At 69.6% G+C, this 26,252-nt stretch carries 22 protein-coding genes; 12 read left to right on the top strand and 10 right to left on the bottom strand.

Translation table 11 applies throughout. The annotated features are described in order from the left end of the window. The first annotated feature begins 12 nt into the window (after positions 1-12). The 3 genes from AB0M29_RS03090 (at position 13) to AB0M29_RS03100 (ending at position 3,411) form a co-directional block, all read left to right on the top strand. The gene (locus tag AB0M29_RS03090; protein WP_365378043.1) at positions 13-1,095 is read left to right on the top strand and encodes an inositol-3-phosphate synthase; all 1,083 of its coding nucleotides are present in this window, start codon (positions 13-15) and stop codon (positions 1,093-1,095) included. A 96-nt stretch (positions 1,096-1,191) separates the two neighbouring features. Beyond that, on the top strand, positions 1,192-2,508 hold the full coding sequence (locus tag AB0M29_RS03095) for an MFS transporter (protein WP_365378046.1): 1,317 nt from the start codon (positions 1,192-1,194) through the stop codon (positions 2,506-2,508). Positions 2,509-2,553: 45 nt separating this feature from the next. Then, complete coding sequence (locus tag AB0M29_RS03100) at positions 2,554-3,411, top strand: hypothetical protein (RefSeq protein WP_365378048.1); 858 nt, start codon at positions 2,554-2,556, stop codon at positions 3,409-3,411. A gap of 134 nt (positions 3,412-3,545) precedes the next feature. Here AB0M29_RS03100 and AB0M29_RS03105 read toward each other — a convergent pair whose 3' ends face one another. Next, entirely contained in the window at positions 3,546-4,961 is a 1,416-nt protein-coding gene (locus AB0M29_RS03105; RefSeq protein WP_365378051.1) for a CCA tRNA nucleotidyltransferase, read from the bottom strand. A 186-nt stretch (positions 4,962-5,147) separates the two neighbouring features. Between AB0M29_RS03105 and AB0M29_RS03110 the strand changes: the two genes are divergently transcribed. The 7 genes from AB0M29_RS03110 (at position 5,148) to trxA (ending at position 15,264) form a co-directional block, all read left to right on the top strand. Then, a complete protein-coding gene (locus AB0M29_RS03110; RefSeq protein ID WP_365378053.1) occupies positions 5,148-7,472 on the top strand; it encodes a DUF6049 family protein in 2,325 nt (774 codons plus the stop codon). Positions 7,473-7,544: 72 nt separating this feature from the next. Continuing rightward, positions 7,545-9,977 (top strand): murein biosynthesis integral membrane protein MurJ, encoded by a 2,433-nt coding sequence (gene murJ / locus AB0M29_RS03115; protein ID WP_365378055.1) that lies wholly within the window; start codon positions 7,545-7,547, stop codon positions 9,975-9,977. A gap of 130 nt (positions 9,978-10,107) precedes the next feature. Next, on the top strand, positions 10,108-12,177 hold the full coding sequence (locus AB0M29_RS03120; protein WP_365378058.1) for a serine/threonine protein kinase: 2,070 nt from the start codon (positions 10,108-10,110) through the stop codon (positions 12,175-12,177). Positions 12,178-12,226: 49 nt separating this feature from the next. Then, positions 12,227-12,898 carry an RNA polymerase sigma factor SigM gene (sigM, locus tag AB0M29_RS03125; RefSeq protein WP_365378060.1) on the top strand — a complete coding sequence of 224 codons (672 nt, stop codon included), beginning with the start codon at positions 12,227-12,229 and terminating at the stop codon, positions 12,896-12,898. Continuing rightward, a complete protein-coding gene (locus tag AB0M29_RS03130; protein ID WP_365378062.1) occupies positions 12,895-13,764 on the top strand; it encodes a hypothetical protein in 870 nt (289 codons plus the stop codon). Before sigM ends, AB0M29_RS03130 begins: the two co-directional genes overlap by 4 nt. A gap of 170 nt (positions 13,765-13,934) precedes the next feature. After that, positions 13,935-14,885 carry a thioredoxin-disulfide reductase gene (gene trxB, locus AB0M29_RS03135; protein WP_365378064.1) on the top strand — a complete coding sequence of 317 codons (951 nt, stop codon included), beginning with the start codon at positions 13,935-13,937 and terminating at the stop codon, positions 14,883-14,885. Between the two features lie 49 nt (positions 14,886-14,934). Continuing rightward, complete coding sequence (trxA, locus tag AB0M29_RS03140) at positions 14,935-15,264, top strand: thioredoxin (RefSeq protein ID WP_365378067.1); 330 nt, start codon at positions 14,935-14,937, stop codon at positions 15,262-15,264. A gap of 100 nt (positions 15,265-15,364) precedes the next feature. On the opposite strand, the gene AB0M29_RS03145 is transcribed toward trxA, so the two are convergent. The 9 genes from AB0M29_RS03145 to rpmH all read right to left on the bottom strand — a co-directional run bounded on the left by AB0M29_RS03145 (position 15,365) and on the right by rpmH (position 21,937). Continuing rightward, positions 15,365-15,982, bottom strand: coding sequence for a GNAT family N-acetyltransferase (locus AB0M29_RS03145; RefSeq protein WP_365378069.1), 618 nt, complete (start codon positions 15,980-15,982; stop codon positions 15,365-15,367). A gap of 76 nt (positions 15,983-16,058) precedes the next feature. Beyond that, positions 16,059-17,162: a ParB/RepB/Spo0J family partition protein gene (locus tag AB0M29_RS03150; protein ID WP_365378071.1), complete on the bottom strand. Its 1,104-nt coding sequence runs from the start codon at positions 17,160-17,162 to the stop codon at positions 16,059-16,061. Next, positions 17,159-18,283, bottom strand: a complete 1,125-nt coding sequence (locus AB0M29_RS03155) for a ParA family protein (protein WP_365378074.1) — start codon at positions 18,281-18,283, stop codon at positions 17,159-17,161. The genes AB0M29_RS03150 and AB0M29_RS03155 overlap by 4 nt, the downstream gene beginning before the upstream one ends. Before the next feature lie 243 nt (positions 18,284-18,526). Further along, entirely contained in the window at positions 18,527-19,270 is a 744-nt protein-coding gene (rsmG, locus tag AB0M29_RS03160) for a 16S rRNA (guanine(527)-N(7))-methyltransferase RsmG (protein WP_365378076.1), read from the bottom strand. 96 nt (positions 19,271-19,366) lie between these two features. After that, positions 19,367-19,885, bottom strand: coding sequence for a R3H domain-containing nucleic acid-binding protein (locus tag AB0M29_RS03165; RefSeq protein ID WP_365378078.1), 519 nt, complete (start codon positions 19,883-19,885; stop codon positions 19,367-19,369). Between the two features lie 13 nt (positions 19,886-19,898). Beyond that, positions 19,899-21,053, bottom strand: a complete 1,155-nt coding sequence (gene yidC / locus AB0M29_RS03170) for a membrane protein insertase YidC (protein ID WP_365378590.1) — start codon at positions 21,051-21,053, stop codon at positions 19,899-19,901. Beyond that, positions 21,053-21,370, bottom strand: coding sequence for a membrane protein insertion efficiency factor YidD (yidD, locus tag AB0M29_RS03175; RefSeq protein WP_365378080.1), 318 nt, complete (start codon positions 21,368-21,370; stop codon positions 21,053-21,055). Before yidD ends, yidC begins: the two co-directional genes overlap by 1 nt. Continuing rightward, positions 21,367-21,777 carry a ribonuclease P protein component gene (rnpA, locus tag AB0M29_RS03180; RefSeq protein WP_365378083.1) on the bottom strand — a complete coding sequence of 137 codons (411 nt, stop codon included), beginning with the start codon at positions 21,775-21,777 and terminating at the stop codon, positions 21,367-21,369. Before rnpA ends, yidD begins: the two co-directional genes overlap by 4 nt. A 22-nt stretch (positions 21,778-21,799) precedes the next feature. Next, on the bottom strand, positions 21,800-21,937 hold the full coding sequence (gene rpmH, locus AB0M29_RS03185; RefSeq protein ID WP_003975051.1) for a 50S ribosomal protein L34: 138 nt from the start codon (positions 21,935-21,937) through the stop codon (positions 21,800-21,802). Positions 21,938-22,309: 372 nt separating this feature from the next. Here rpmH and dnaA point away from each other — a divergent pair, with 372 nt between their 5' ends. Together dnaA and dnaN are read left to right on the top strand one after the other, a co-directional pair. Next, positions 22,310-24,295: a chromosomal replication initiator protein DnaA gene (dnaA, locus tag AB0M29_RS03190; RefSeq protein ID WP_365378087.1), complete on the top strand. Its 1,986-nt coding sequence runs from the start codon at positions 22,310-22,312 to the stop codon at positions 24,293-24,295. 823 nt (positions 24,296-25,118) lie between these two features. Further along, entirely contained in the window at positions 25,119-26,249 is a 1,131-nt protein-coding gene (gene dnaN, locus AB0M29_RS03195) for a DNA polymerase III subunit beta (RefSeq protein WP_365378090.1), read from the top strand. The last annotated feature ends 3 nt before the right edge of the window (positions 26,250-26,252 follow it).

The raw sequence follows: 26,252 nt of genomic DNA on the forward strand, positions 1-26,252 counted from the left end.
GGAGCAACCGGTATGGGTTCGGTTCGCGTAGCCATCGTTGGCGTAGGCAACTGCGCCGCGTCGCTGGTGCAGGGTGTCGAGTACTACAAGGACGCCGACCCGGACAGCAAGGTGCCTGGTCTCATGCACGTGCAGTTCGGCGACTACCACGTGCGTGACGTCGAGTTCGTGGCCGCCTTCGATGTCGACGCGAAGAAGGTCGGCCTCGACCTCGCGGACGCCATCGGCGCCAGCGAGAACAACACCATCAAGATCTGCGACGTCCCGCAGACCGGCGTGACCGTCCAGCGCGGCCACACCAACGACGGCCTGGGCAAGTACTACCGCGAGACGATCGAGGAGTCCCCCGAGGCTCCCGTCGACATCGTGCAGGTCCTCAAGGACCGCCAGGTCGACGTCCTGGTCTGCTACCTGCCCGTCGGCTCCGAGATCGCGGCGAAGTACTACGCGCAGTGCGCCATCGACGCCAAGGTCGCCTTCGTCAACGCCCTCCCGGTCTTCATCGCCGGCACCAAGGAGTGGGCGGACAAGTTCACCGAGGCCGGTGTGCCGATCGTCGGTGACGACATCAAGTCCCAGGTGGGCGCCACCATCACGCACCGCGTCATGGCGAAGCTCTTCGAGGACCGCGGTGTCCTGCTCGAGCGCACCATGCAGCTCAACGTGGGCGGCAACATGGACTTCAAGAACATGCTCGAGCGCGAGCGTCTGGAGTCCAAGAAGATCTCCAAGACGCAGGCCGTCACCTCGCAGATCCCCGACCGCGAGCTGGGCGCCAAGAACGTGCACATCGGCCCGTCGGACTACGTGCAGTGGCTCGACGACCGCAAGTGGGCGTACGTCCGCCTCGAGGGCCGTGCCTTCGGTGACGTCCCGCTGAACCTGGAGTACAAGCTCGAGGTCTGGGACTCCCCGAACTCCGCCGGTGTCATCATCGACGCGGTGCGCGCGGCGAAGATCGCCAAGGACCGCGGCATCGGCGGCCCGATCCTGTCGGCGTCCTCGTACTTCATGAAGTCCCCGCCGGTGCAGTACTTCGACGACGAGGCCCGCGAGAACGTGGAGAAGTTCATCCGCGGCGAGGTCGAGCGCTGACCGACGGCCGAGGCTGTCAGTGAAAGCGTGAAAGCACCGTGAGGAAGGCCCCGGGTCGTGCGCCCGGGGCCTTCCTCGTCATGTGAGGCTGTGCCCATGGCTGTTGTGCGCGATCTTCGCGTGCTGCTGCGGCTGTCCGGCTTCCGGCGGCTGCTCGCGGTACGCCTGCTGTCCCAACTCTCCGACGGCGTCTTCCAGGTCGCGCTCGCCGCATACGTCGTGTTCTCCCCCGAGAAGCAGACCTCCGCGGGAGCCATCGCCTCCGCCATGGCCGTACTGCTGCTCCCGTACTCCCTGCTGGGCCCGTTCACCGGTGTGCTGCTCGACCGCTGGCGGCGCAGGCAGGTGCTGCTCTACTGCAACCTGCTGCGGGCCGTGCTGTCCTGCGGCACCGCGGCACTGATCCTGCTCCAGGTGCCGGACTGGCTGTTCTACCTCTCCGCGCTCTCCGTGACCGCCGTCAACCGCTTCGTACTGGCCGGGCTGTCCGCCGCGCTGCCCCGGGTGGTCGACCGGGACCGGCTGGTCATCGCCAACTCCCTTTCCCCGACGGCCGGTACGCTCGCCGCAACCGCGGGCGGCGGCATCGCGTTCCTGGTGCACCTGGTGCAGCCCGCGGGCCCCGGTGCCAACGCCACCACGGTGCTGCTGGGCGCGGTGCTCTATCTGACCGCCGGGCTCTCCGCGCTCACCCTGGGCCGCGATCAGCTCGGTCCCGACCCCTCGCGGGTACGCCAGCGGCTCGGCGCGGCGCTGGCGGGGACCGTACAGGGCCTGTACGACGGGCTGCGGCATCTGCGGCAACGGCCCGCGGCGCGGCAGGCGATGACCGCGATGACGGCCATGCGGTTCTGCTACGGCGCGCTCTTCGTCACCCTGCTGATGCTCAGCCGCTACGCCTGGTCCGACCCGTCCGACCCCGACGAGGGACTGGCGCTGCTGGGCCTGGCCATCGCGCTGTCGGCCGCCGGGTTCTTCGCCGCCGCCGTCATCACCCCTTGGGCCACCGGGCGGTTCGGCACGGCGGGCTGGATCACCGTCTGCTCTGCCGCCTCAGCGGTACTGCTGCCGCCGCTGGCACTGCCGTTCGCGGTCGGCCCGATGATGGCCGCCGCGTTCCTGCTCGGAGTCACCACCCAGGGCGCCAAGATCGCCACCGACACCGTCGTCCAGTCCCATATCGACGACGGCTACCGCGGCCGAGTCTTCTCCCTCTACGATGTCGCCTTCAACGTCGCCTTCGTGGGCGCCGCCGCGGTCTCCGCGCTGATACTGCCGCCGGACGGCCGCTCGTCAGTGCTGATCATTGCTCTCAGTCTGGTCTTCGCCGCGGTGGCAGTCGCCATGACGCGCGTCGGGCACTCACGACCGACACCGACAACGTCCCAGACACCGACAACGACCGACATCTGACACCGGCCCCGCGCTTCCGGGGCCGTCACTTCATGGGGGAAATTCGTGGCTACCGTGCCACCTCCTGGCCAGGCGCCCTACGGGCAGCCGCCGCAGCAACCGTATCCCCAGCAGCCGGGCCAGAACCCGTACGGACAGAATCCGTACGGTCAGAACCCGTACGGGCAAGGGGCGGCGGGACAGAACCCTTACGGCCAGAACCCGTACGGGCAGGCGCCTCAAGGGCAGGCACCGCAGGGGCAGAACCCCTTCGGGCAGGGCCAGCAGCCCTACCCGCAGCAGCACGCCCAGCCGGGCGCCGGCGGGGGCTGCACGATATGCGGCGGCTATCCGGCAGTCCCGGCGACCGTCCGTGGCCACCAGGGCTTCCTGGTGATGATGAAGTTCCTCAAGCGGCGCGGCACCTTCTGTCGTAGCTGCGGGATAGCCATCCACCGCGAGATGACCACCAAGACGCTCTGGCAGGGGTGGTGGGGCATCGCGTCCTTCGTCATCACTCCGGTCACCGTGCTGCTCAACCTCGGGCCGCGCAGCGCCTTCAACAAGCTGCCCCCGCCCACCGGCGGCGTCCGTCCGCCGCTCGACCCGGGCAAGCCGATCTTCGGCCGGGCCGGAGCCTTCGGTGTCCTCGTCCCGCTGATCGCCGTCGCGGTGATCGCCACGGCGATCATCACCGACAACAGCGCCAGCACCGCTTCGGTCGGCGACTGCGTCAGCAAGAGCGGCTCGAACTACGACCCGACGGTCAAGGTGGTCGACTGCACCTCGACGAGCGCCGCCTACAAGGTCGCCGAGAAGCACAGCGGCAAGCACGACGGTGACGCGTGCGGCGACAACTACGCCGAGTACGACGAGACGGGCCGCGGGGACGACTTCGCGCTCTGCCTCACACCGCTGCACTGATCCTGGCCGCACGCGCCGGGAGCTGATGTTCCACGTGAAACATCAGCGAGCATCAGCAGAAGGGGAGTGTTCCACGTGGAACACTCCCCTTCTTCGTGCCGCCGTCGTCGATGTTCCACGTGGAACATCGACGGTCACTCCTGCGTGGCCCACCACTCCTTGAGCGCCGCGACCGCCGTGTCGTGGCTCATCGGTCCGTGCTCCAGCCGCAGTTCGAGCAGGTGCTGATAGGCCTTGCCGACTACGGGCCCGGGTGTGACATCCAGGATCTCCATGATCTGGTTGCCGTCGAGGTCCGGCCGGATCGAGTCCAGCTCCTCCTGCTCCTGGAGTTCGGCGATCCGCGCCTCCAGGCCGTCGTACGTCCGCGAGAGGGCGGCCGCCTTGCGCTTGTTCCGGGTCGTGCAGTCCGACCGGGTCAGCTTGTGCAGCCGATCCAGCTGCGGGCCCGCGTCCCGGACATAGCGGCGGACGGCGGAGTCGGTCCACTCGCCGCTGCCGTAGCCGTGGAACCGCAGATGCAGCTCCACAAGCCGGGAGACGTCCTTCACCATCTCGTTCGGATACTTCAGCTGCAGCATCCGCGCCTTGGTCAGCTTGGCGCCGACCATCTCGTGGTGATGGAAGGACACTCGCCCGTCGGACTCGAAGCGGCGGGTCTTCGGCTTGCCGATGTCGTGCAGCAGCGCGGCCAGCCGCAGCACCAGATCCGGTCCTTCGGTCTCCAGGTCGATCGCCTGCTCCAGCACGGTCAGCGAGTGCTCGTAGACGTCCTTGTGCCGGAAGTGCTCGTCCCGCTCCAGCCGGAGCGCCGACAGCTCGGGCAGCACCCGGTCGGCCAGGCCGGTGTCGACCAGCAGCCGCAGTCCCTTGCGGGGGTGGTCGGACAGCAGCAGCTTGTTCAGCTCGTCCCTGATCCGCTCGGCGGAGACGATCTCGATCCGGTCCGCCATCGCCGTCATCGCCGCCACGACCTCCGGCGCCACCTCGAAGTCGAGCTGTGCGGCGAACCTGGCGGCGCGCAGCATCCGCAGCGGGTCGTCGGAGAACGACGACTCCGGAGTGCCCGGGGTACGCAGCAGCTTCGCCGCCAGGTCGTCCAGACCGCCGTACGGGTCGACGAAGTCGGTACCGGGCAGCGCGACCGCCATCGCGTTCACAGTGAAGTCACGGCGGACCAGATCCTGCTCGATGGTGTCGCCGTAGGAGACCTCGGGCTTGCGCGAGGTGCGGTCGTACGCCTCGGACCGGTAGGTGGTGACCTCGATCTGGAAGCCGTCCTTCATGCCGCCGACCGTGCCGAAGGCGATACCCACCTCCCACACCGAGTCCGCCCAGGGCCGCAGCAGCTTCAGGATCTGCTCGGGCCGGGCGTCGGTGGTGAAGTCCAGATCATTGCCGAGCCGGCCGAGCAGGGTGTCCCGGACCGAGCCGCCCACGAGGGCGAGCTGGAATCCGGCATCCTGGAAGCGGCGACCGAGTTCCTCGGCGACGGGCTCGACCCGATGACGGGCCTGCGGGGTCTGAGCGGCATTGTTGGCATTCGGCACAACGTAAAAGGGTACGGGTCCGCGCGACCGTCGGCTGCCGGGTTTTCCCGGTCACGGCCCAGGGACCACTTGGCGGCACTCCGCAGCACTTAGCCACAGCGGCGATCGTTAACATGCCAGCACGCACATCGGATGGACGGACCGGCGAGAACCATCGACAACCGACGACGAGGGACGGGCGAACGCGTGGGCGAGGCGGCAGAGGCACCCGGACGACCCCCCGCTGCCCGCCGACGGCGGCTGCTGCGGGTCGCCGCGCTGCTCACCGGCGCCACAATGGTCACCGGCCTGCTGCAGGCCACCGAGGCGACCAGTTCGCGCGCCGACACCGGCACCGGGTCCCGTACGGCCACCGTGACGCTCAACGACATCACGCCACGGGTGCCGACCAGCGACAGCACGGTCACCGTGTCGGGCACCGTCACGAACAACGGAAAGACAACGATCAGCGGCGCCCACCTCGGCGTGCGGATCGGCCCCGGCGGCCCGCTGACGACCCGCAGCGCCATGAAGAGCGCCGCGAGCCGCTCCGGGTTCATCAGCTACCTGGACGGCGACGAGATCACCGGGCACACCGTCGAGGTGGCCAAGCTCCCGGCGGGCTACAGCGCCGCCTTCACGCTCAAGGTGCCCGTCAGCGCCCTCAACCTGACGGCGACGGGCGTCTACCAGTTCGGCGTTGCCCTGGACGGCGAGACGGCCGCTGACGCCTCCGAGCATGTCCTCGGCATCAACCGGACCTTCCTGCCCTGGTACGCCACCGACGCCCCGGCCAAGCCCAAGCCGACCCAGATCAGCTATCTGTGGCCGCTCACCGACCGGCCGCACATCGCCGCCCGCGGAGACACCGACTCCCAGCAGAGCCCGATCTTCCTCGACGACGACCTGGCCAAGGAGCTGGCACCGGGCGGTCGGCTCCAGCAGATGGTCGAGCTGGCGAAGAACCTCCCGGTGACCTGGGTGATCGACCCGGACCTGCTGGCCACGGTCGACTCCATGACCAAGCCCTACCGGGTGGTGGGCCCCGGCGGCGATGTGCACTCCACCACACCGGGCACCGGCTCCGCGGTGGCCAACCAGTGGCTGAACGACCTCAAGGGCGCCATCGTCGGCGACCAGGTGGTGGCGCTGCCGTTCGGCGACACCGACCTCGCCTCGATCGGCCACCACGGGGTCTCCGGCACCCTCGCCCACCTCAAGACCGCCACCGCCCTCGGTGCGAGCACAGTCCAGACCGTGCTCGGCACCGCGCTGGGCACCAAGCCGCCGACCGCCAACGTTGCCTGGCCGATCGACGGCGCCGTCGACCCCTCGATCGTTGCGGTCGCGCGGAAGGGCGGTGCCAGCAAGATCATCGCCAGTAGCGACAGCATCGGCGAGAGCGGCCTGGACTACACGCCCACCGCCGCCCGCCCGATCGGCGGCGGCACCACCGCGGTGGTCGCCGACGCGATGCTCTCCACCGCCTTCACCGGCGACATGCTCCGCGCCCAGCCGGCCAACCTGGCGGAGCAGAACTTCCTCGCGCAGACGCTGATGATCACCATGCAGGCGCCGGAGAAGCAGCGCACGCTGCTCGTCGCCCCGCAGCGGCAGCCCACCATCTCCCAGGCCCAGGTGATGGCCGACGCGATCAGTACGGCCGACAGCAGCCCCTGGGCGGCGACCGTCGACTTCGACGTGGCGGCCAAGGCGACGCCTGACGCGCGCGCCAACCACCAGGTGCCGCCTACCAGCGCGTACCCCCGCTCGCTGCGTAAGCAGGAACTGCCCACGGACGCTTTCCCGCAGATCCAGGAAACACAGCGCCGCCTCAACGAATTCGCGGTCATCCTCACCCGCAAGGACCGGGTGACGGTGCCGTTCGGCAACGCGGTGCTGCGGTCGATGTCCAACGGGTGGCGCGGCGACCCGCAGTCAGCGACCGACTTCCGTGATGCCATCGGTGGCTATCTCACGGACCTGATCGGCGCCGTGCACATCCTCGACAAGACGACACTCACCCTGTCCGGGCGCAGCGGCACCATCCCGGTCACGGTGAAGAACGAGCTGGGCCAGCCGATCAAGGGCCTGGTACTGCGCCTCACCTCCCACGCCAACATCCGGCTGGAGATCAAGAACGCCAAGCAGCCGATCGCCATCGACGGCGGGCACACCCGTACCCTGAAGTTCCAGACCTCGGCGAGCGCCAACGGAGCGGTCATGGTGGAGGCCGGGCTCTACCACGACAACGGGTCGGTGTACGGCCAGGCCATCGACTTCGAGGTCCACATCAACAAGGTCACCGACCTGGTGATGCTGATCATCGGCGCCGGACTGCTCTTGCTGGTGCTCGCGGGCGTACGGATCTACCGTCAACGGAAGAAGCTGACGGCCGCGGAGGGCGACGAGGACGAGGAAGGCGGCGACGAGCCGGATCACTCCGATCCGGAGCACCCGGGTGACCCGGGCGCTGACACCGATCCGGAAAGCACTGAGCCGTCCCCGACGGGTGAGAAGGTGGACGGATAGCAGGCAGGCGGACAATAAGGTGGGGCACTGATGAACGCGCCGTATGACGGTGATCGCGACTCTGCGGGCCAGATGCCTCCATCGCCCGAGCAGCGTCCCACGCCACCTGACCCGTATCTGCAGAACACCTACGCCTACGACCCGTACCAGCAGCAGGACCCGACCGCCCAGGACCCGGTGGGCGAGGCCCTGTACGACCGTGCCGCGCACCCGCCGCAGCCGTACGGTCAGCAGCCGGGTCCCGGCTACCCGGAGCAGCAGCCCCCCTCCGCGTACCCGCAGATGCCCTACGGCGACAACTCGGCCACCCAGTACGTGGGCATGGACGATCTCGTCGGTGGCGCCCAGCAGGCGCAGGGCCAGCCGCAGGGCCAGCCGCCCTACGACGCGTACGACCACCTCTTCCGCGACCAGCAGCCCGGTTACGCCGAGCAGCAGGGCCAGGGCTACCAGCAGCAGCCCCCGCCGCAGCAGCACTACCCCCAGCAACAGCAGAACTACCAGCAGTACCCGCCGCAGTACCAGCAGCCGCAGCAACCCCAGCAGCAGTACCCGCAGTATCAGCAGCCGCAGTCCGGCTACCCCGCGGCGTACCCGCAGTCGCCGCCGGACAACGTGGAGACCGGCTACTCCGAGCCCGCGTACGAGGACCCGGCCTACGGGCAGTCCGCCTACCAGGACCCGCGGTACGCGGACCCGCGCTACGCGTACGCGAACCCGCCGTACCCGGCGCCGTACCCGCAGCAGCCCGGCGGGCCCGTACAGCCGCCGCAGCCCGTTCCCGCCGATCCGTACGGCGCCCAGCCCGGGCAGCCCGTCCAGGAGCCGCAGGAGGCCCCTCAGCAGCCGCAGCAGGCCACCGCCGCGGCCCGCTCGGGCGGCCTCCTGAAGTCCAGCGCGCTCATGGCCGCCGGCACCCTCGTCTCCCGCCTGACAGGCTTCGTCCGCACCCTGGTGATCGCCGCCGCGATCGGTGTGGCCACGCTCGGCGACTCCTACGCGGTCGCCAACACCCTGCCGACGATGATCTACATCCTCACCATCGGCGGCGGCCTGAACTCCGTGTTCGTCCCGCAGCTCGTGCGGGCGATGAAGGACGACGACGACGGCGGCTCGGCGTACGCCAACCGGCTGCTCACCGTCGTGATGGTGATCCTGGGCGGCATCGTCGCGGTCACCGTGCTCGCCGCGCCCGTGCTGATCCGGCTGATGTCCGCGAAGATCGCCGACAACCCCAACAGCTACGCCGCCGCCATCACCTTCGCCCGCTACTGCCTGCCGACCATCTTCTTCATGGGCGTGCACGTGGTGATGGGCCAGGTGCTCAACGCCCGCGGCCGGTTCGGCGCGATGATGTGGACCCCGGTCCTCAACAACGTCGTGGTGATCTTCACCTTCGGAATGTTCATCTGGGTGTACGGCCCGTACAGCACGACCCACATGGACGCCACGACCATCACCCCCGAGGGCGCCCGGCTGCTCGGCATCGGCACCCTGCTCGGTCTGGTCGTGCAGTCGCTGGCGATGCTGCCGTACCTGCGGGACGCGGGCTTCAAGTTCAGACCGCGATTCGACTGGCGCGGGCACGGCCTCGGCAAGGCCGCCAAGCTCGCCAAGTGGACGTTCTTCTTCGTACTGGCCAACCAGGCCGGTCTGATCGTCGTCACCCAGCTCGCCACCTGGGCCGGTGCCAACGCCGACAAGAGCGGCTTCCAGGGCACCGGCATCACGGCGTACAACAACGCGCTGCTGATCTGGCAGATGCCGCAGGCGATCATCACCGTCTCGGTGATGGCCGCCGTGCTGCCGCGGATCTCCCGCGCCGCCGCGGACGCCGACATCCCCGCGGTCCGCGACGACATCTCCTACGGCCTGCGCACCTCCGCGGTCGCCATCGTGCCCGCCGCCTTCGCCTTCCTGGCCCTGGGCGTCCCCATGTGCAGCCTGCTGTACGCCAGCACCGGCACCGAGTCGGCCCGCAACATCGGCTTCATCCTGATGGCCTTCGGCGTCGGCCTGATCCCGTTCTCGGTGCAGTACGTGATCCTGCGCGGCTTCTACGCCTTCGAGGACACCCGCACCCCCTTCTACAACACGGTCATCGTGGCCGCGGTCAACGCCGCCGCCTCCGCCGTCTGCTTCCTGCTGCTGCCCGCTCGCTGGGCCGTGGTCGGCATGGCCTTCTCCTACGGCCTCGCATACGCCGTCGGCGTCGGGGTAGCCGCCAAGCGTCTGCGGTCCCGGCTCCACGGGGATCTGGACGGCAAGCGCGTGGTGCGCACCTACGCCCGGCTGACGGGCGCGTGCGTACCGGCCGCGCTGATCGCCGGGTTCGCCGTCTACGAGATCGCCGGAGCCCTGGGAAGCGGGGTCACGGGCTCGCTGGCGGCGATCGTGGTCGGCGGCGGCCTGCTGATCGGACTCTTCCTCTTCGCGGCCAAGCGCATGAGGATCGAGGAGATGAACGCCATGATCGGCATGGTGCGGGGGCGTCTCGGCCGCTGACCTGAACAGCCAGACGCACCGGGGGCAACCATCACCGCCCGCCGCGTGTCGTGCATAGAGCCGGACTGTGGGCACAATTGTCCTCGGCTCGACGTGAGATCGCGCAAAGGACGGGGAGGCAGGAACGACGGTGGCGGATCGGAGCACAGCCGCCGTCGGAGTGGCCAACGAGAGCGGCGACGAGTCGCTCGCAGCCGAGCTGGGCGGCGCCACATCCGACGGAACGACGGACGACCAGACCAGCGACACCGCCACCCAAGAGGCGCCGGTCGCGCCGGACGAGAAACAGGCCACCACCATCGCCACCGCCGAGACCGCAGAGACGGTCGTGCTCGCCGAAGCCGCGGTCGACGCCGCTGAGAAGCCCGACGACACCGAAGCCACCGAGGACTCGTCCGACGCCGTCACCGAGCCGCTGAAGCCCGTGGACGAGACGCTCACCGACACGGACCAGGTCGCGGAAACGAAGAGCCTGGACACCACGTCCGCGGACGACGAGAAGGAAGCGGACGGCAAGGCAGCGGAAGCCGAGCACGACGACACCAAGGCCGAGGAAGCCAAGCCCGAGGTCGTGCTCGCCGAGGCCCCGCCTGCCGAGGCGGAGGTCCCCGCCGCGAGCGCCGCCAGGAACGGCGGGCGGAAGAGCGCCGACACCGCGAAGAAGTCCGCGCCCGCCAAGCCCGCCCGCGCCACCCCGCCGGAGCTGCACAGCGGTCACAAACTCGCCCGCCGCTACCAACTCGCGGAGTGCGTCACGCGGATCGACGGCTTCAGCAGCTGGCGCGCGGTCGACGAGAAGCTGCGCCGCGCCGTCGGCATCCACGTCCTGCCCGCCGACCACGCACGCGCCCGCCAGGTGCTCGCCGCCGCCCGCTCCGCGGCACTGCTCGGCGACCCCCGCTTCGTCCAGGTCCTCGACGCCGTCGAGGAGGACGACCTCGTCTACGTCATCCACGAATGGCTGCCCGACGCCACCTCGCTGGCCGATCTGCTCGCCGCAGGTCCGCTGGAGCCGCATGAGGCGTACCAGATGGTCAGCCAGGTCTCCCAGGGCATGGCCGCCGCCCACCGCGAGGGCCTGGCACATCTGCGCCTCGACCCGGGCGCCGTGCTGCGCACCGTCTCCGGGCAGTACCGGATTCGCGGCCTGGCCGTCGCCGCCGCGCTGCGCGGCCTGAGGTCGGACCGCCCGCAGCGGCAGGACACCGAGGCGATCGGCTCGCTGCTGTACGCCGCGCTGACCCAGCGCTGGCCGTACGAGGAGGACGCGCACGGCCTCACCGGGCTACCCAAGGGCGTCGGCCCCGTCGCACCCGACCAGGTGCGCGCGGGCGTCCACCGCGGCCTGTCGGAGATCGCCATGCGGGCCCTCGACAACGACGGCGCGACCGCGTCCCGCCAGGAGCCGCCCTGCACCACTCCTGAGGAGCTGGCGAAGGTCGTGGCGGCCATCCCACGGATCCGGCCGCCCGAGCACGCCGCACCGGTCTACCCGGCGGCCTCCTTCCGCCAGCCTCCCGCGCCGCCTGGCGCCATCAACCGTCCGCCGGCCACCGCCCCCACCGCGCCCCCCACGCTGCCGGGCCGCGCCGGGAAGGCCCTCAAGTGGGCCGTGGCGAGCCTGCTGGTCGTCGCCATCGGCCTGGGGAGCTGGCAGCTCGCGGACGCGCTCAAGTCCCGCGAGGACCGGTCCACGGGCAACCCGCCCAGCGGCCAGAAGGCAGGCCAGGACCCGACGCATCCGGCGCCCAAGCCGATCAAGATCGTCGGCGCCAAGGACTTCGACCCGATGGGCGACGACCACTCGGAGAACCCGGGCGACGTCCCGAAGGCGTACGACAACAACCCCGCGACGTACTGGCAGACGAGCTGGTACACCCGGTCCGACTTCGGCGGCCTCAAGCCCGGCGTCGGTGTCATTCTCGACCTCGGCAGCGCCCAGCACGTCAGCTCGGTGAAGGTCGACTTCGTAGGGGACGGTACCGGCGCGCAGCTGCTCGCCGCGCCCCCGGGGGCCACGTCGATGCCCACCTCGCTGGACGGCTTCAGCAAGGTGGCGTCCGGATCCGGGGCGAAGGAGCTGCTGTCGCCCAGCGGGAATCTGACCACGCGCTACCTGGTGGTGTGGTTGGTCAAGCTCCCGCAGACCCCAGAGAACAACTTCCGTGGCAAGATCTCCGAGATCAGCGTCACGGGCTGAACAGAGAACTGCCCGCGGCGGACATCCACAGCGGACGGGGGACGGCGCCTTGGAGGGAAACCCGCTCGGCGACGTGAGTGACGCCGACCTCCTCGCACGCCATGTCGCGGGTGACCCGGATGCCTTCGGCGAACTGGTACGCCGACATCGCGACCGGCTCTGGGCGGTCGCCCTGCGCACCCTGGGAGACCGTGAGGAAGCCGCTGACGCCGTGCAGGACGCACTGGTGTCGGCCTTCCGGGCCGCCCACACCTTCCGCGGGCAGTCGGCCGTCACCACCTGGCTGCACCGGATCACCGTGAACGCCTGCCTCGACCGGGCCCGCAAAGCCGCCTCCCGTCGCACCGCGTCGATACCCGACGAGGAGAACTTCGAGAACCTCCTCGAACCCCATGAGTCGGCGGAGGGCCCGGCGGAGCGCGACGAGCTCCAGCGCGAACTCGTCGCCGCACTCTCCACCCTGCCGCCCGAACAGCGCGCCGCACTCGTCCTCGTCGACATGCAGGGCTACCCGGTCGCCGAGGCCGCGGAAGTGCTGGACGTACCGGCGGGCACGATCAAGAGCCGGTGCGCTCGGGGCCGCGCCAGACTGCTGCCACTCCTCACCCATCTGCGCGCCCGGGGCGGGGATAGCCCCGATCGAGGCGGGGGAAGGAACCGGGCGGAGGGGACATCCGTCACAGAGACGGAATCGGAAAAGGACGGAGGTGGCCGGCAGTGACATCGTCGACGGGAGCGGACTCGCATCCCGAGGTCACCGACATTTCCGACCTGACCGAGGGCCTCCTCCCTCCGGAGCGCGCCACCGCCGTCCGCGACCACATCGCGGGCTGCGCGCTGTGCACCGATGTCCGCGACTCACTGGAGGAGATCCGCGGGCTCCTCGGCACGCTGCCGGGTCCGGTACGGATGCCCGCCGATGTCGCCGGGCGGATCGACGCGGCCCTCGCCGCCGAAGCCCACCTCGACACCGTCACGCCCGGTGTTCCACGTGGAACACCGACGCCGCATGTTCCACGTGAAACATCCGCCGCTCCCGTCGGGCACTCCCCGGCGTCCACGGGTCCGGGTCGCCCGGGGAAGCGTCCGCGCGACCGCCGCCGCTGGGGCCGGGGCGTGCTGGCCGCGGCTTCCGCGGCAGGCGTGCTGCTGCTGGGCGGTGTCATCTACCAGACGGTCTCGAGCGGCGGCGGCTCCAGCGTCAGCGACAGCAGTGTGCGCAAGTCCGTCGCGGGCGGCTCCGACGCGGTGGAGCAGCAGGTACGGCAGCTTCTCGCCGGAAAGATGTCGAGCGCCGCCAACACTCCGCTGGTCGGCGGTCCGGAGTACACGACGCAGGGCGGCAACCACACCGACCTCGCCCCGAACCGCGCTCCCACGCCCGTACCGCCCTGTGTGCTCAAGGCCACACAGCGACCCACGGCGCCACTGGCAGCCGAGCGGGAGACCTTCCAGGGCAAGGACGCCTACCTCCTGGTGCTGCCCCACCCCCAGGACAGCTCCAGCGTCGACGCATACGTCGTCAGCGCCTCCTGTACGGCTTCCCGTCCCGGTACCGTCCTCTTCCAGGCCACCTACCCCCGTTAGTCTTCCCACGCCCCGCTGAGCGCCCCTGAGCCGCCCCCGGGCGCCCTTGCGCCCCGGCGCGGGCGGGCGGCGTGCTGCCGCGGGGAATGCCCGACCCGTAGGATCCGTTAGGCAGGACGAGAGTCCCGGAAGGGCCCCCACAGCAGTTCGCAGAGACGAGGAAGACACCCGTGAGCGACGTCCGTAACGTGATCATCATCGGCTCGGGGCCCGCGGGCTACACCGCGGCGCTCTACACGGCGCGTGCGTCGCTCAGCCCGCTGGTCTTCGAGGGCTCGGTCACCGCGGGCGGCGCGCTCATGAACACCACCGAGGTCGAGAACTTCCCCGGCTTCCGCGACGGCATCATCGGCCCGGACCTCATGGACAACATGCGCGCCCAGGCCGAGCGCTTCGGCGCCGAGCTGGTCCCGGACGACGTGGTAGCGGTCGACCTCAGCGGCGACATCAAGACGGTCACCGACTCCTCCGGCACCGTGCACCGCGCGAAGGCGGTCATCGTCACCACCGGCTCGCAGCACCGGAAGCTGAACCTCCCCAACGAGGACCAGCTCTCCGGACGCGGCGTCTCCTGGTGTGCCACCTGTGACGGCTTCTTCTTCCGCGATCACGACATCGCCGTGATCGGCGGCGGCGACACCGCCATGGAGGAGGCGACCTTCCTCTCCCGGTTCGCCAAGTCCGTGAAGATCGTGCACCGCCGCGACAGCCTGCGGGCCTCCAAGGCGATGCAGGAGCGGGCCTTCGCCGACCCGAAGATCTCGTTCATCTGGGACAGCGAGGTCGCCGAGATCCACGGCGACGGCAAGCTCTCCAGCCTCACCCTGCGGAACGTCAAGACCGGCGAGACCTCGGAGCTGCCCGTCACCGGGCTGTTCATCGCGATCGGCCACGACCCGCGGACCGAGCTGTTCAAGGGCGTGCTCGACCTGGACGCCGAGGGCTACCTCACCGTCCAGTCGCCGAGCACCCTGACGAACATCCCCGGTGTCTTCGCCGCCGGCGACGTCGTGGACCACACCTACCGCCAGGCGATCACCGCGGCAGGCACCGGCTGTTCCGCCGCCCTGGACGCCGAGCGCTACCTGGCGGCGCTGGCGGACGCCGAGAAGACCGCCTGATCCGCTTCCACCCTCACCCCCGCACCTTTCAACACCTGAGGAGACTGCCGTGGCCGGCAACACCAAGCACGTGACCGACGCGACCTTCGCCGAGGAGGTCCTCGCCAGCGACAAGCCCGTCCTGGTCGACTTCTGGGCGGAGTGGTGCGGCCCGTGCCGTCAGATCGCCCCCTCCCTGGAGGCCATCGCGGCGGAGCACGCCGACGAGATCACCATCGTCAAGCTCAACATCGACGAGAACCCGGTCACCGCTGCCAAGTACGGCGTGATGTCCATCCCGACCCTCAACGTCTACAAGGGCGGCGAGGTCGTGAAGACGATCGTCGGTGCCAAGCCGAAGGCCGCCATCGTCCGTGACCTCTCGGACTTCATCGGCTGATCCAGCTGATCCAGTTCCACGTGGAACATCGCATGGGCCCGCCCCCTCACCGGGGGCGGGCCCATGCGTTTTCTCCCTGAGGTCTCCGTAGCGTCGCCCGCTAGAGCGGTCGCAGCGCGGGCTCCTTCTGGACCGCGCCGAGCAGCCGGTCGATCGCCATCTCGACGTCTTCCTTCCAGGAGATCGTCGAGCGCAGTTCCAGCCGCAGCCGCGGATACCGCGGGTGCGGGCGGACCGTCTTGAAGCCGACCGCGAGCAGATGCTCCGCGGGCAGTACGCACCCGGGGGCGGACCACTTCGCGTCGCCGAACGCCTCGATCGCCTTGAAGCCCCTGCGCACCACGTCCTTGGCCACGGTCTGCACCAGCACCCGCCCGATGCCCTGCCCCTGGTAGCCGGGCAGCACCCGGGCCGTCATGAGCTGGACGGCGTCAGCGGACACAGGGCTGGTGGGGAAAGCCATCGAGCGCGGAACATACGCGGCCGGGGCGTAGAGGACAAACCCTGCGGGCACCTCGTCGACGTAGACGATCCGTCCGCACGAGCCCCACTCCAGCAGGACCGCGGAGATCCACGCTTCCTTCTCCAGCTCGGGCTTGCCCGCCTGGACGGCGGCCTCCCCGCTCACCGGGTCCAGCTCCCAGAAGACGCAACTGCGGCAGGGCTTGGGCAGATCCGGAAGGTTGTCCAGCGTGAGTGGTGCGAGCCGACGCCCCATGTGGCCTGAACCCCATCTCTGTCGCGAACCACGTTGCCCACGGACACCCCGGCGCGAACGCCGGGGTGCGCCCGCGTCACTCGACGTCGTCGTCTTCCGGCTCGTCGTCGAGCTTGCTCTCCAGAACCTTGCCCTCGCCCGGTGCCATCGCGCCGAGGATGCGCTCCAGATCCTCTATCGACGCGAACTCCACGACGATCTTTCCGCGCTTCTGGCCCAGGTCGACCTTCACCCGGGTGTCGAAGCGGTCGGACAGCCGCGAGGCAAGATGAGTCAGCGCCGGGGACACCCGACGGCCGGCCCGCGGGGCCGCCGCCTTCCGGGTGGCCTTCGGCTCGTTGTTCATCAGCGTCACGATCTCTTCGACCGCGCGCACCGAGAGCCCCTCGGCCACGATGCGATGAGCCAACCGGTCCTGCTCCTCGGCGTCATCGAGGGACAACAGGGCGCGGGCGTGCCCGAAGGAGATCACCCCGGCGGCGACCCGGCGCTGCACGGGAGCCGGCAGCTTCAGCAGCCGCAGGGTGTTGGAGACCTGCGAGCGCGAGCGCCCGATCCGGTCCGCGAGCTGCTCGTGGGTGCAGGCGAAGTCCCGCAGCAACTGGTCGTAGGCCGCGGCCTCCTCCAGCGGGTTGAGCTGCGCCCGGTGCAGGTTCTCCAGGAGGGCGTCCAGGAGGAGCTTCTCGTCGTCGGTCGCCCGGACGATCGCCGGGATCCGCTCCAGGCCCGCCTCACGGCATGCGCGCCAGCGGCGCTCACCCATGATCAGCTCAAATCGGTCCACCCCGATCTGCCGCACGACGACCGGCTGAAGCAGACCCACCTCCTTGATGGAGGTGATGAGTTCATTGAGCGCGTCCTCGTCGAAGACCTCCCGCGGCTGGCGCGGGTTCGGCGTGATCGCGTCCAGCTCCAGCTCCGCGAAGTACGCACCAGGCGTACTTGTCACCGCGGGCTTCTGGGCGGAGAGATCCGGCTCTGTTTCACGTGAAACAGGGATGTCCACCACGGGGGGCGCGGATTCGGGCGCTCTGCGGTCGACCAGACCGGCCACCTTGGCCGCCGCGACACCGCGGTCCGGCGTGAGGACCGGAGCGGCCCCCGATGTGCCCGTCGATTGCGGCGCGGCCGGGATCAGCGCGCCGAGACCGCGGCCGAGCCCTCTGCGTCGATCACTCACTGGATCCCCTCCGACATGCTGTGCGGGTGGTGCTCGTCGTGCTGGCTGTACTCGCCCTGCGGGTCGTACTCGACGGCGACAGCGCCGTCGATTCCCCGGAGAGCCATCTCGCGGGCGGCCTCCAGATACGACAGTGCGCCGCTGGAGCCCGGGTCGTAGGTCAGTACGGTCTGGCCGTAGCTGGGGGCCTCCGAGATGCGGACCGACCGCGGGATGCTGGTACGCAGCACCTCCTTGCCGAAGTGCGTCCGGACCTCTTCCGCCACCTGAGAGGCGAGCCGGGTCCGGCCGTCGTACATGGTCAGCAGGATCGTCGACACATGCAGCTTCGGGTTGAGGTGGGCACGTACCAGTTCCACGTTCTTCAGGAGCTGGCCCAGGCCCTCCAGCGCGTAATACTCGCACTGGATCGGGATGACCACTTCGGCGCCGGCCACCAGGGCGTTGACCGTGAGGAGTCCCAGGGAGGGCGGGCAGTCGATGAGGACATAGTCCAGCGGCTGCTCGTATGCCTCGATGGCTCGCTGCAACCGGCTCTCGCGGGCTACCAGGGAGACCAGTTCAATCTCGGCTCCGGCCAGGTCGATGGTGGCGGGGGCACAGAAGAGGCCCTCGACATCGGTGACCGGCAGGACGACATCGGACAGTGGCTTGCTCTCCACCAGGACGTCGTAGATCGAGGGGACCTCGGCGTGGTGGTCGATTCCCAGTGCCGTGGAGGCGTTGCCCTGCGGGTCCAGGTCGATCACCAGCACCCGGGCACCGTGCAGCGCCAGCGAGGCCGCAAGGTTCACCGTGGTGGTGGTCTTGCCGACCCCGCCCTTCTGGTTGGCGACCACCATCACCCGGGTCTGGGCAGGCCGGGGAAGGCCCTCACCAGCGCGCCCGAGGGCTTCGACTGCCAACTGGGCCGCGCGGCCGATAGGGGTGTCATCCATGGGAGGCAATGTTTCACGTGAAACACCGTCTCCGAACCCCGGGGGCACGGAAAGTGGGCCCCCGGCGGATTCTGCTGTGCGGGGACCGGGGACCGGATCGGCCATCGGTCCCGCGATGTTGGCGTCGGACCGCAAGGACTCACACTCCTCGACTTCAGGCTCGCTATGAGAAGAGCCTGCCATGCCGGAGGGGTGATGAACCAGCGAGCCCCGGTTGCCTGTGGATAAATCCTGCGAACTGTCCACAGGTGCGGTCGTCTTAACAGGTTTGTTGGCGCGCGCCTCAGCCGCGGCGCGACCGCGGCTGAGGACTCCTGGCAGCAGTGAGCGACGTTTCACGTGGAACACGATGCACAGCGCGGGCTCACTAACTGCGCAGACACTCCGGATTATGTCGTTTTGGCCGTTTGTATGGCGTAGAGGCGTTCAGCGACGGCGGCGCGGACCCGCACCACCACGCGGTGCCCGGCTCGCACGAGCCGCCCTGGCGCGCCGGGTCGCGGCCCGCACTCCGCCGGGACTCTCACCCACAAGCACGCGTACGACTGTGGACAACGGGTCGACGATGCCGTCGCCGACCTGGACCACCGACGCCTCCACGGCGCCGAGGCGGCCGAGCGCCGCGCGGGCGGCCTTCAGCTCCTCCTCGGCGGTGTCGCCCTTCAGTACGGCCATCTCGCCGTGCGGCCGCAGCAGCGGCAGGCCCCAGCCCGCCAGCCGCTCCAGCGGGGCCACCGCGCGGGCGGTCACCACGTCCACCGGCGGCATGGTGCCGACCATCTCCTCGGCGCGGCCGCGCACCACCGTGACATTGGGCAGGCCCAGCAGCTTGACCACCTCTTCGAGGAACGTGGTCCTGCGCAGCAGCGGCTCCAGCAGCGTGATCTGCAGATCGGGCCTGGTGAGCGCCAGCGGAATGCCGGGCAGCCCGGCACCCGAGCCGACATCGCACACCGAGACGTCCTGCTCGATCACCTCGGACAGCACCGCACAGTTCAGCAGATGCCGCTCCCACAGCCGGGGCACCTCACGCGGACCGATCAGACCGCGCCGCACCCCCGCGTCCGCGAGCAGCTCGGCGTACCGCAGCGCATCGGCGAACCGGTCACCGAAGACCGTTCTGGCCTGCTCGGGCGGCGAGGGAAGCTCCGCCGCTGCCTCGTCCGTCACGAGGGCTGTCCTTTCCTAGGTCACTACCAGGCTTACAAGGTTCGGCCCCGCCTGCGAGCAGACGGGGCCGACAGAGCGTTGTCGCGCGAGGGCCGGTCAGACCGGGAGGACGACCACCCGGCGCTGGGGCTCCTCGCCCTCGGACTCGCTGCGCAGTCCCGCGGCGGCCACGGCGTCGTGGACGACCTTGCGCTCGAACGGCGTCATCGGGTCCAGCTTGACCGGCTCGCCGGTCTCCTTGGCCTCGGCAGCCGCCTTGGCGCCCAGCTGCGCCAGCTCCGCGCGCTTGCGGGCCCGGAACCCGGCGATGTCCAGCATCAGACGGCTGCGCTCACCGGTCTCCCGGTGCACCGCCAGCCGGGTCAGCTCCTGGAGCGCCTCCAGCACCTCGCCGTCCCGGCCGACCAGCTTGTTCAGATCACGGGTGCCGTTGTCACCGATGATCGACACCGACGCGCGCTCGCCCTCGACATCCATGTCGATGTCACCGTCGAGGTCGGCGATGTCCAGCAGACCCTCCAGGTAGTCCGCGGCGATCTCACCCTCCTGCTCCAGGCGGGTCAGGGTCGCGGACGTGCCGCTGTCGGGTGCCGTGGTGGTGTTGACGTCGCTCACGCCTGGACTCCTCTTACTTCTTCTTCGACAGGTTGGTCGGCTTCTTCGGGCCACCGGACTGCTTGCCCGGTGCGCCGCCCTGCTTCGAGGCGCCGCCACTGCCCGTCTTGGCACCCGTACCGCCGCTGCCTGCCTTGGGGGCGCCGGCCCGGGGCGCTCCGGCGCGGGGAGCGCCGCCACCGGCCCTGGGAGAGCCCTGTCCGCCCGCCGCGGGCGAGGCGCCACCGGACCCGCCGCCGGACTGCTGCCGCTTGGCCTTCGGCTGCCGCTTGGGCTGGGTGCGGTTGGCACGCGCGGCCTCGACGGCCTCCTTGGCGGCGATGTCCTCAGGGGGCTCGACCAGCTTGCCCTTGGCCCGCAGGCGCTCTTCACGCTGCTTGAACGCGAGGCTGCCCGGGGTCGGGTTCCGCCGGATCACGAACATCTGCTGGCCCATGGTCCACACGTTGGTGGTCAGCCAGTAGATGAGGACACCGACGGGGAAGTTGATACCCATGACGGCGAAGATCAGCGGGAAGACGTACATCAGCATCTTCTGCTGCTGCATGAACGGGGTCTTCACCGTCATGTCGACGTTCTTCGTCATGAGCTGGCGCTGCGTGTAGAACTGCGAGGCCGACATCATGAGGATCATGATGATCGTGACGATCCGCACATTGGCCTGAGTGGCGCCGAGGCTCTCGATCTTGTGCGCGCTGTCCGTGAACTTCGCGGCGAGCGGGGCACCGAAGATGTGGGCCTTCTGGGCGCTGGTCACCAGGTTCTCGTGGATGACGCCGACCGGCTTGCCCTTGGCGATGTTGCTGAGCACGTGGTAGAGCGCGAAGAAGAAGGGCGACTGAGCCAGAATCGGCAGGCACGAGGAGAGCGGGTTGGTACCCGTCTCCTTGTACAGCTTCATCATCTCTTCGGACTGCTTCTGCTTGTCGCTCTTGTAGCGCTCCTGGATCGCCTTCATCTTCGGCTGGAGCGCCTGCATGTTCCGCGTCGACTTGATCTGCTTCACGAAGAGCGGGATCAGGCAGATGCGGATCAGCACCACCAGCGAGATGATCGACAGACCCCACGCCCAGCCGCTGTCCTTGTTGAAGATCAGGCTGTAGAACGAGTGGAACTGGACGATGATCCACGAGACAGCGTCGTAGAGGGGGTTCAAAATCCCCACGATCAGGCTCCTTGGGCGTGAGAGGGTCCGGTGGGCTCGGGTGTGACGGGCCCGTCGGAGCCGCCCCGCAGTGCGCGGCGCAGCCGATCGTGCCATGGGGGTCGCTTACGCGGCGGGACATGATCCACACCGCCTGGCGACCAGGGGTTGCAGCGCAGGATGCGCCACGCGGTAAGGGCGGTGCCCTTGATCGCGCCGTGCCTGTCGATGGCCGTGTACCCGTAGTGGGAGCACGAGGGGTAGTACCGGCAGACCGGGCCGAGCAGCGGACTGATCGTCCACTGGTACAGCTTGATCAGCGCCAGCAGCGGGTATTTCATCGAGACACCCTCCCCTCGGCTTCGCCATGGGTGTCGCGACCTGTCAGCCTCTTGAGGGCGGCGTCCAGGTCGAGGGCCAGCTCTGCATGGTCAGCGCCACCGGCTCCAGGTAGCGCGCGTACGACAACCAGGCTACCGGGGGGCAGCAGGGAGAGTCGCTCCCGCACCAGATGACGCAGTCGGCGCTTGACCAGGTTGCGCTGGACCGAGCCCCCCACCGCCTTGCTGACGACGAAACCCGCACGCGCCGGGGGAGTGCTCCCCCCTGGCACATGCGGGTCCCTTGTGTCGGTACGGCCGACGGTCCGCAGATGGACCACCAGCAGCGGACGTCCGGCTCGGCGTCCGCGGCGAACCGCTGTCGCAAAGTCCTGGCGCCGCCTCAGCCGATTCTCGGTGGGCAGCACGGCATGAGACCTGTGACGACGATCAGGCGGACAGGCGGGCGCGGCCCTTGCTGCGGCGGGTCGCGAGAATCGCGCGGCCGGCGCGGGTGCGCATACGCAGACGGAAGCCGTGGGTCTTCGCACGACGGCGGTTGTTCGGCTGGAAGGTGCGCTTGCTCACTCGGGGGCTCCAGGGAAAATCGTGTCCGGCGGGGCGTCGCCTGGCTGTCACCGTGCGCCCACGAGAAACTCGCGGACCAGTCAGGTGCACCGCTTGACGATCATCCGGATTCCTCCGGAGGATCCTCGCCCATCGGTAGGCAGGCGGCAGCAGCCATCGACAACTCGACCTCGATACGGTACGCGCGGCTAGGCCATCCGGTCAAACCAGGCTCCGGCGGCCCGCCATTTGTACACACCCTGTGGACAACGACTTGAACCGCGCACGCCGCCCTGACTACCGTGGCTGAACTCCTTAATCTTCCCGCCCGTCTCCTGGACCACACTTTCGCGGGAGTGCCTGCACTACCGAGCAACCGAGAGAGCGTGCCCTGTGGCTGACGTAACTGCCGATCTTGCCGCAGTGTGGCCGCGCGTTCTCCAGAAACTGCTGGTGGACAGCGAGGACCTCAAGCCCAAGGACGCGGACTGGCTCAAGCGGACCCAGCCGCTGGCTCTGGTGGCGGGCACCGCGGTGCTCTCCGCGCCGAACGAGTTCGCCAAGAGCGTCCTCGAAGGGCGGCTGCTGCCGCTGATCACCGATGTGCTCAGCCGTGAGTTCGGTCACCCCGTGGGGATCGCCATCGCCGTCGCCTCCGGCGGCGACCAGGAACCGGCACCGCGCGCCGCCGAGCCGCACGAGCAGCACGGCGAGCAGCGCCACCCGGACCAACCCCTCGACCAGCGCGGCCCGCACGACCAGCGGCACGAGCAGCAGGACCCGTACGACGACGGCATGCGCATGCGGCGCGCGTATCCCGAGCACCAGGGCGGCGGCGAATGGCCGCCCCGCGCCTCGGACGACGGCTGGCAGCAGCCCGCGCCCGGTGGCTGGGGCGCGCCCGGCGGCTTCCAGGACCGCGACCGCGAGCGCGACCGGGATCTCAACCGGGACCGCGACCGCGACATTAGCCGCGACCGCGACCGTGACCGGGATCTCGACCGCGACAGGGACCTGAACCGCGAGCGCGACCTCGACAGGGACCGCGACCTCGACCGCGACCGGGACCTCAGCCGGGACAGGGACCTCGGGCGCGACCGCGACCCGTACCCCGAGCAGCGCGACCACCGCTACCGCCAGGACCCGCACGACAGCTACCCGTCCGTACCGCACCAGGCGTATCCGCCGTCGGCGCCGTCCGGGTACCCGCCGCAGTCGCCCGCGGTGCCCCCCGCGCGCACCGAGCGGCCGCCGGCCGTGCCGACCGCACGCCACCAGCCGGGGCACGCCGGCAGCGGCGGCGCGGGCTCCTCGGGAGGCGCGGGCGGGTCGGGCGGCGCCGTCGAGCCCACCGCCCGGCTGAACCCGAAGTACCTCTTCGACACCTTCGTCATCGGGGCGTCCAACCGCTTCGCGCACGCGGCCGCCGTGGCAGTGGCCGAGGCGCCGGCGAAGGCGTACAACCCGCTGTTCATCTACGGCGAGTCCGGACTCGGCAAGACGCACCTGCTGCACGCCATCGGGCACTACGCGCGCAGCCTCTATCCGGGCACCCGGGTGCGGTACGTCAGCTCGGAGGAGTTCACCAACGAGTTCATCAACTCGATCCGGGACGGCAAGGCGGACGCGTTCCGCAAGCGGTACCGGGACATGGACATCCTGCTCGTCGACGACATCCAGTTCCTGGCGAGCAAGGAGTCGACGCAGGAGGAGTTCTTCCACACCTTCAACACCCTGCACAACGCGAACAAGCAGATCGTGCTCTCCTCCGACCGGCCGCCCAAGCAGCTGGTCACCCTGGAGGACCGGCTGCGCAACCGCTTCGAGTGGGGCCTGATCACCGACGTCCAGCCGCCCGAGCTGGAGACCCGGATCGCGATCCTGCGGAAGAAGGCGGTCCAGGAGCAGCTGAACGCGCCGCCGGAGGTGCTGGAGTTCATCGCGTCCCGGATCTCGCGGAACATCCGCGAGCTGGAGGGCGCGCTGATCCGGGTCACCGCCTTCGCCAGCCTCAACCGGCAGCCGGTCGACCTGCAGCTCACCGAGATCGTGCTCAAGGACCTGATCCCGGGCGGCGAGGACTCGGTCCCCGAGATCAGCGGGACGGCCATCATGGCCGAGACCGCCGCGTACTTCGGGCTGGCCGTGGACGACCTGTCCGGCTCCTCGCGCAGCCGCGTCCTGGTCACCGCCCGGCAGATCGCGATGTACCTGTGCCGGGAGCTGACCGATCTCTCGCTGCCGAAGATCGGCGCCCTCTTCGGCGGCCGTGACCACACCACGGTGATGCACGCCGACCGCAAGATCCGCTCGCTGATGGCCGAGCGGCGGTCCATCTACAACCAGGTCACCGAGCTGACCAACCGCATCAAGAGCTGACGCCCAGCCGCCCGCGCAAGGGCTCGTACGGGCTCGTACCGCCCCCTTCGCACACCCCGCACGACACCGCGCCCCGGGAGTCCAACTCCCGGGGCGCGTCGCGTTGTTCGATTCCTCGGGGGTGCGGTGGACTTCTCCACAGGATCATGGCGTTCGGGCCGTCCACACCCTGGGGATACCGGAGTTGTCCAGAACGTCTCCACAGACGACCCCACCCGGGAGGTTTCGGCCCAGCTCAGGTGCGTGTGGATATGTGGGCAACCCCGGTCCACAGACTGTGGACGGCCGACGGGGTCCTCGGTGCCCCACTGGAGTTGTCCACCGCTCGCCCACAGGAGGCGGCCTGTTGTGCACAGCATGCGGCAGGTTCTCCACATCTTTGTCCACTGTTCGGCAACGAAAGCCGGTCTGTCCCCAGGAAGAGTGAAAGGCGTCACACCAAGGTGGTGGGTTGGGCTGGGGAGAACTCGGGTATTCCTGGGGACAGGGCTGGGGAGAACCAGGGGTCCCCTGTGGGTGAGGTGTGCACAACTTCCGCCCGTCCACAGAACACCCCGGTTGTCCACCGCCGCCGCCCACAGGCGCAGTGGATAAAAAACGTGGCCTGACCTGCGCAGGAACCACTTATCCACGGTATCCACAACCCCTATTACTACGACTACGTAGAGATAGCTGGGAACCTGCTTCGAAGCAGGGGGTGTGCACAACTTCGCCGGACTCGCCCGACGGCTCGTGTCCCGGCTTGCCACCAACCCGCACCTACTGTCGGTGCCGTGCGTCAGACTGGTCCCCGACAGTCAGCAACAAGCAGGAGGCGGTTCCGGTGAAGATCCGGGTGGAGCGCGACGTACTTGCCGAGGCCGTGGCGTGGGCGGCCCGCAGCCTCCCGGCCCGTCCCCCGGTGCCGGTCCTGGCCGGACTGCTGCTGAAGGCGGAGGACGGCAGGCTGAGCCTTTCCGGGTTCGACTACGAGGTCTCCGCCCGGGTGGCGGTCGAGGCCGAGGTCGAGGAGGAGGGCACCGTCCTGGTCTCGGGGCGTCTGCTCGCCGACATCTCGCGCGCCCTCCCCAACCGCCCTGTGGAGATCTCCACCGACGGCGTGCGGGTCACCGTCGTCTGCGGCAGCTCGCGATTCACACTCCACACCCTGCCTGTGGACGAGTACCCGGCACTGCCCGCGATGCCGATCGCCTCCGGCACCGTCCCCGGCGAGGTCTTCGCCGCCGCGGCCGCCCAGGTGGCCATCGCCGCCGGCCGCGACGACACCCTGCCGGTGCTGACCGGTGTGCGGATCGAGATCGAGGGCGACACCGTCACGCTGGCCGCCACCGACCGCTACCGCTTCGCGGTCCGCGAGTTCCTGTGGAAGCCGGAGCAGGCCGACATCTCCGCCGTCGCGCTGGTGCCCGCGAAGACGCTGCTGGACACCGCCAAGTCGCTGACCAGCGGTGACACCGTCTCCATCGCGCTGGCCGGGTCCGGCGCCGGAGAGGGCCTGATCGGTTTCGAGGGCGCGGGCCGCCGGACCACCACCCGGCTGCTCGAAGGCGACCTGCCCAAGTACCGCACGCTCTTCCCGACCGAGTTCGCCTCCGTCGCGGTGATCGAGACGCCGCCCTTCGTCGAGGCGGTCAAGCGCGTCTCGCTGGTCGCCGAGCGGAACACCCCGGTGCGGCTCAGCTTCGAGCAGGGCGTGCTGACCCTGGAGGCCGGCTCCAGCGACGACGCACAGGCTGTGGAGCGGGTCGACGCCAAGCTGGAGGGCGACGACATCTCGATCGCCTTCAACCCGACCTTCCTGCTGGACGGGCTCAGCGCGATCGACTCCGCGGTGGCCCAGCTCTCCTTCACGACCTCCACCAAGCCCGCGCTGCTCAGCGGGCGCCCCGCCCTCGACGCCGAGGCGGACGACGCGTACAAGTACCTGATCATGCCGGTGCGGCTGTCCGGCTGAGCC

It is taken from the genome of Streptomyces sp. NPDC051976 (genome assembly GCF_040680795.1).
Taxonomy (GTDB): domain Bacteria; phylum Actinomycetota; class Actinomycetes; order Streptomycetales; family Streptomycetaceae; genus Actinacidiphila.

Bases quoted from the DNA above. Each gene is read 5' to 3' on its own strand.
- AB0M29_RS03145 (WP_365378069.1), bottom strand. From the start codon at position 15,982: ATGGGGCGTCGGCTCGCACCACTCACGCTGGACAACCTTCCGGATCTG.
- AB0M29_RS03155 (WP_365378074.1), bottom strand. From the start codon at position 18,283: ATGGCAGGCTCTTCTCATAGCGAGCCTGAAGTCGAGGAGTGTGAGTCC.
- yidD (WP_365378080.1), bottom strand. From the start codon at position 21,370: ATGAAATACCCGCTGCTGGCGCTGATCAAGCTGTACCAGTGGACGATC.
- murJ (WP_365378055.1), top strand. From the start codon at position 7,545: ATGCCTCCATCGCCCGAGCAGCGTCCCACGCCACCTGACCCGTATCTG.
- AB0M29_RS03095 (WP_365378046.1), top strand. From the start codon at position 1,192: ATGGCTGTTGTGCGCGATCTTCGCGTGCTGCTGCGGCTGTCCGGCTTC.
- AB0M29_RS03090 (WP_365378043.1), top strand. From the start codon at position 13: ATGGGTTCGGTTCGCGTAGCCATCGTTGGCGTAGGCAACTGCGCCGCG.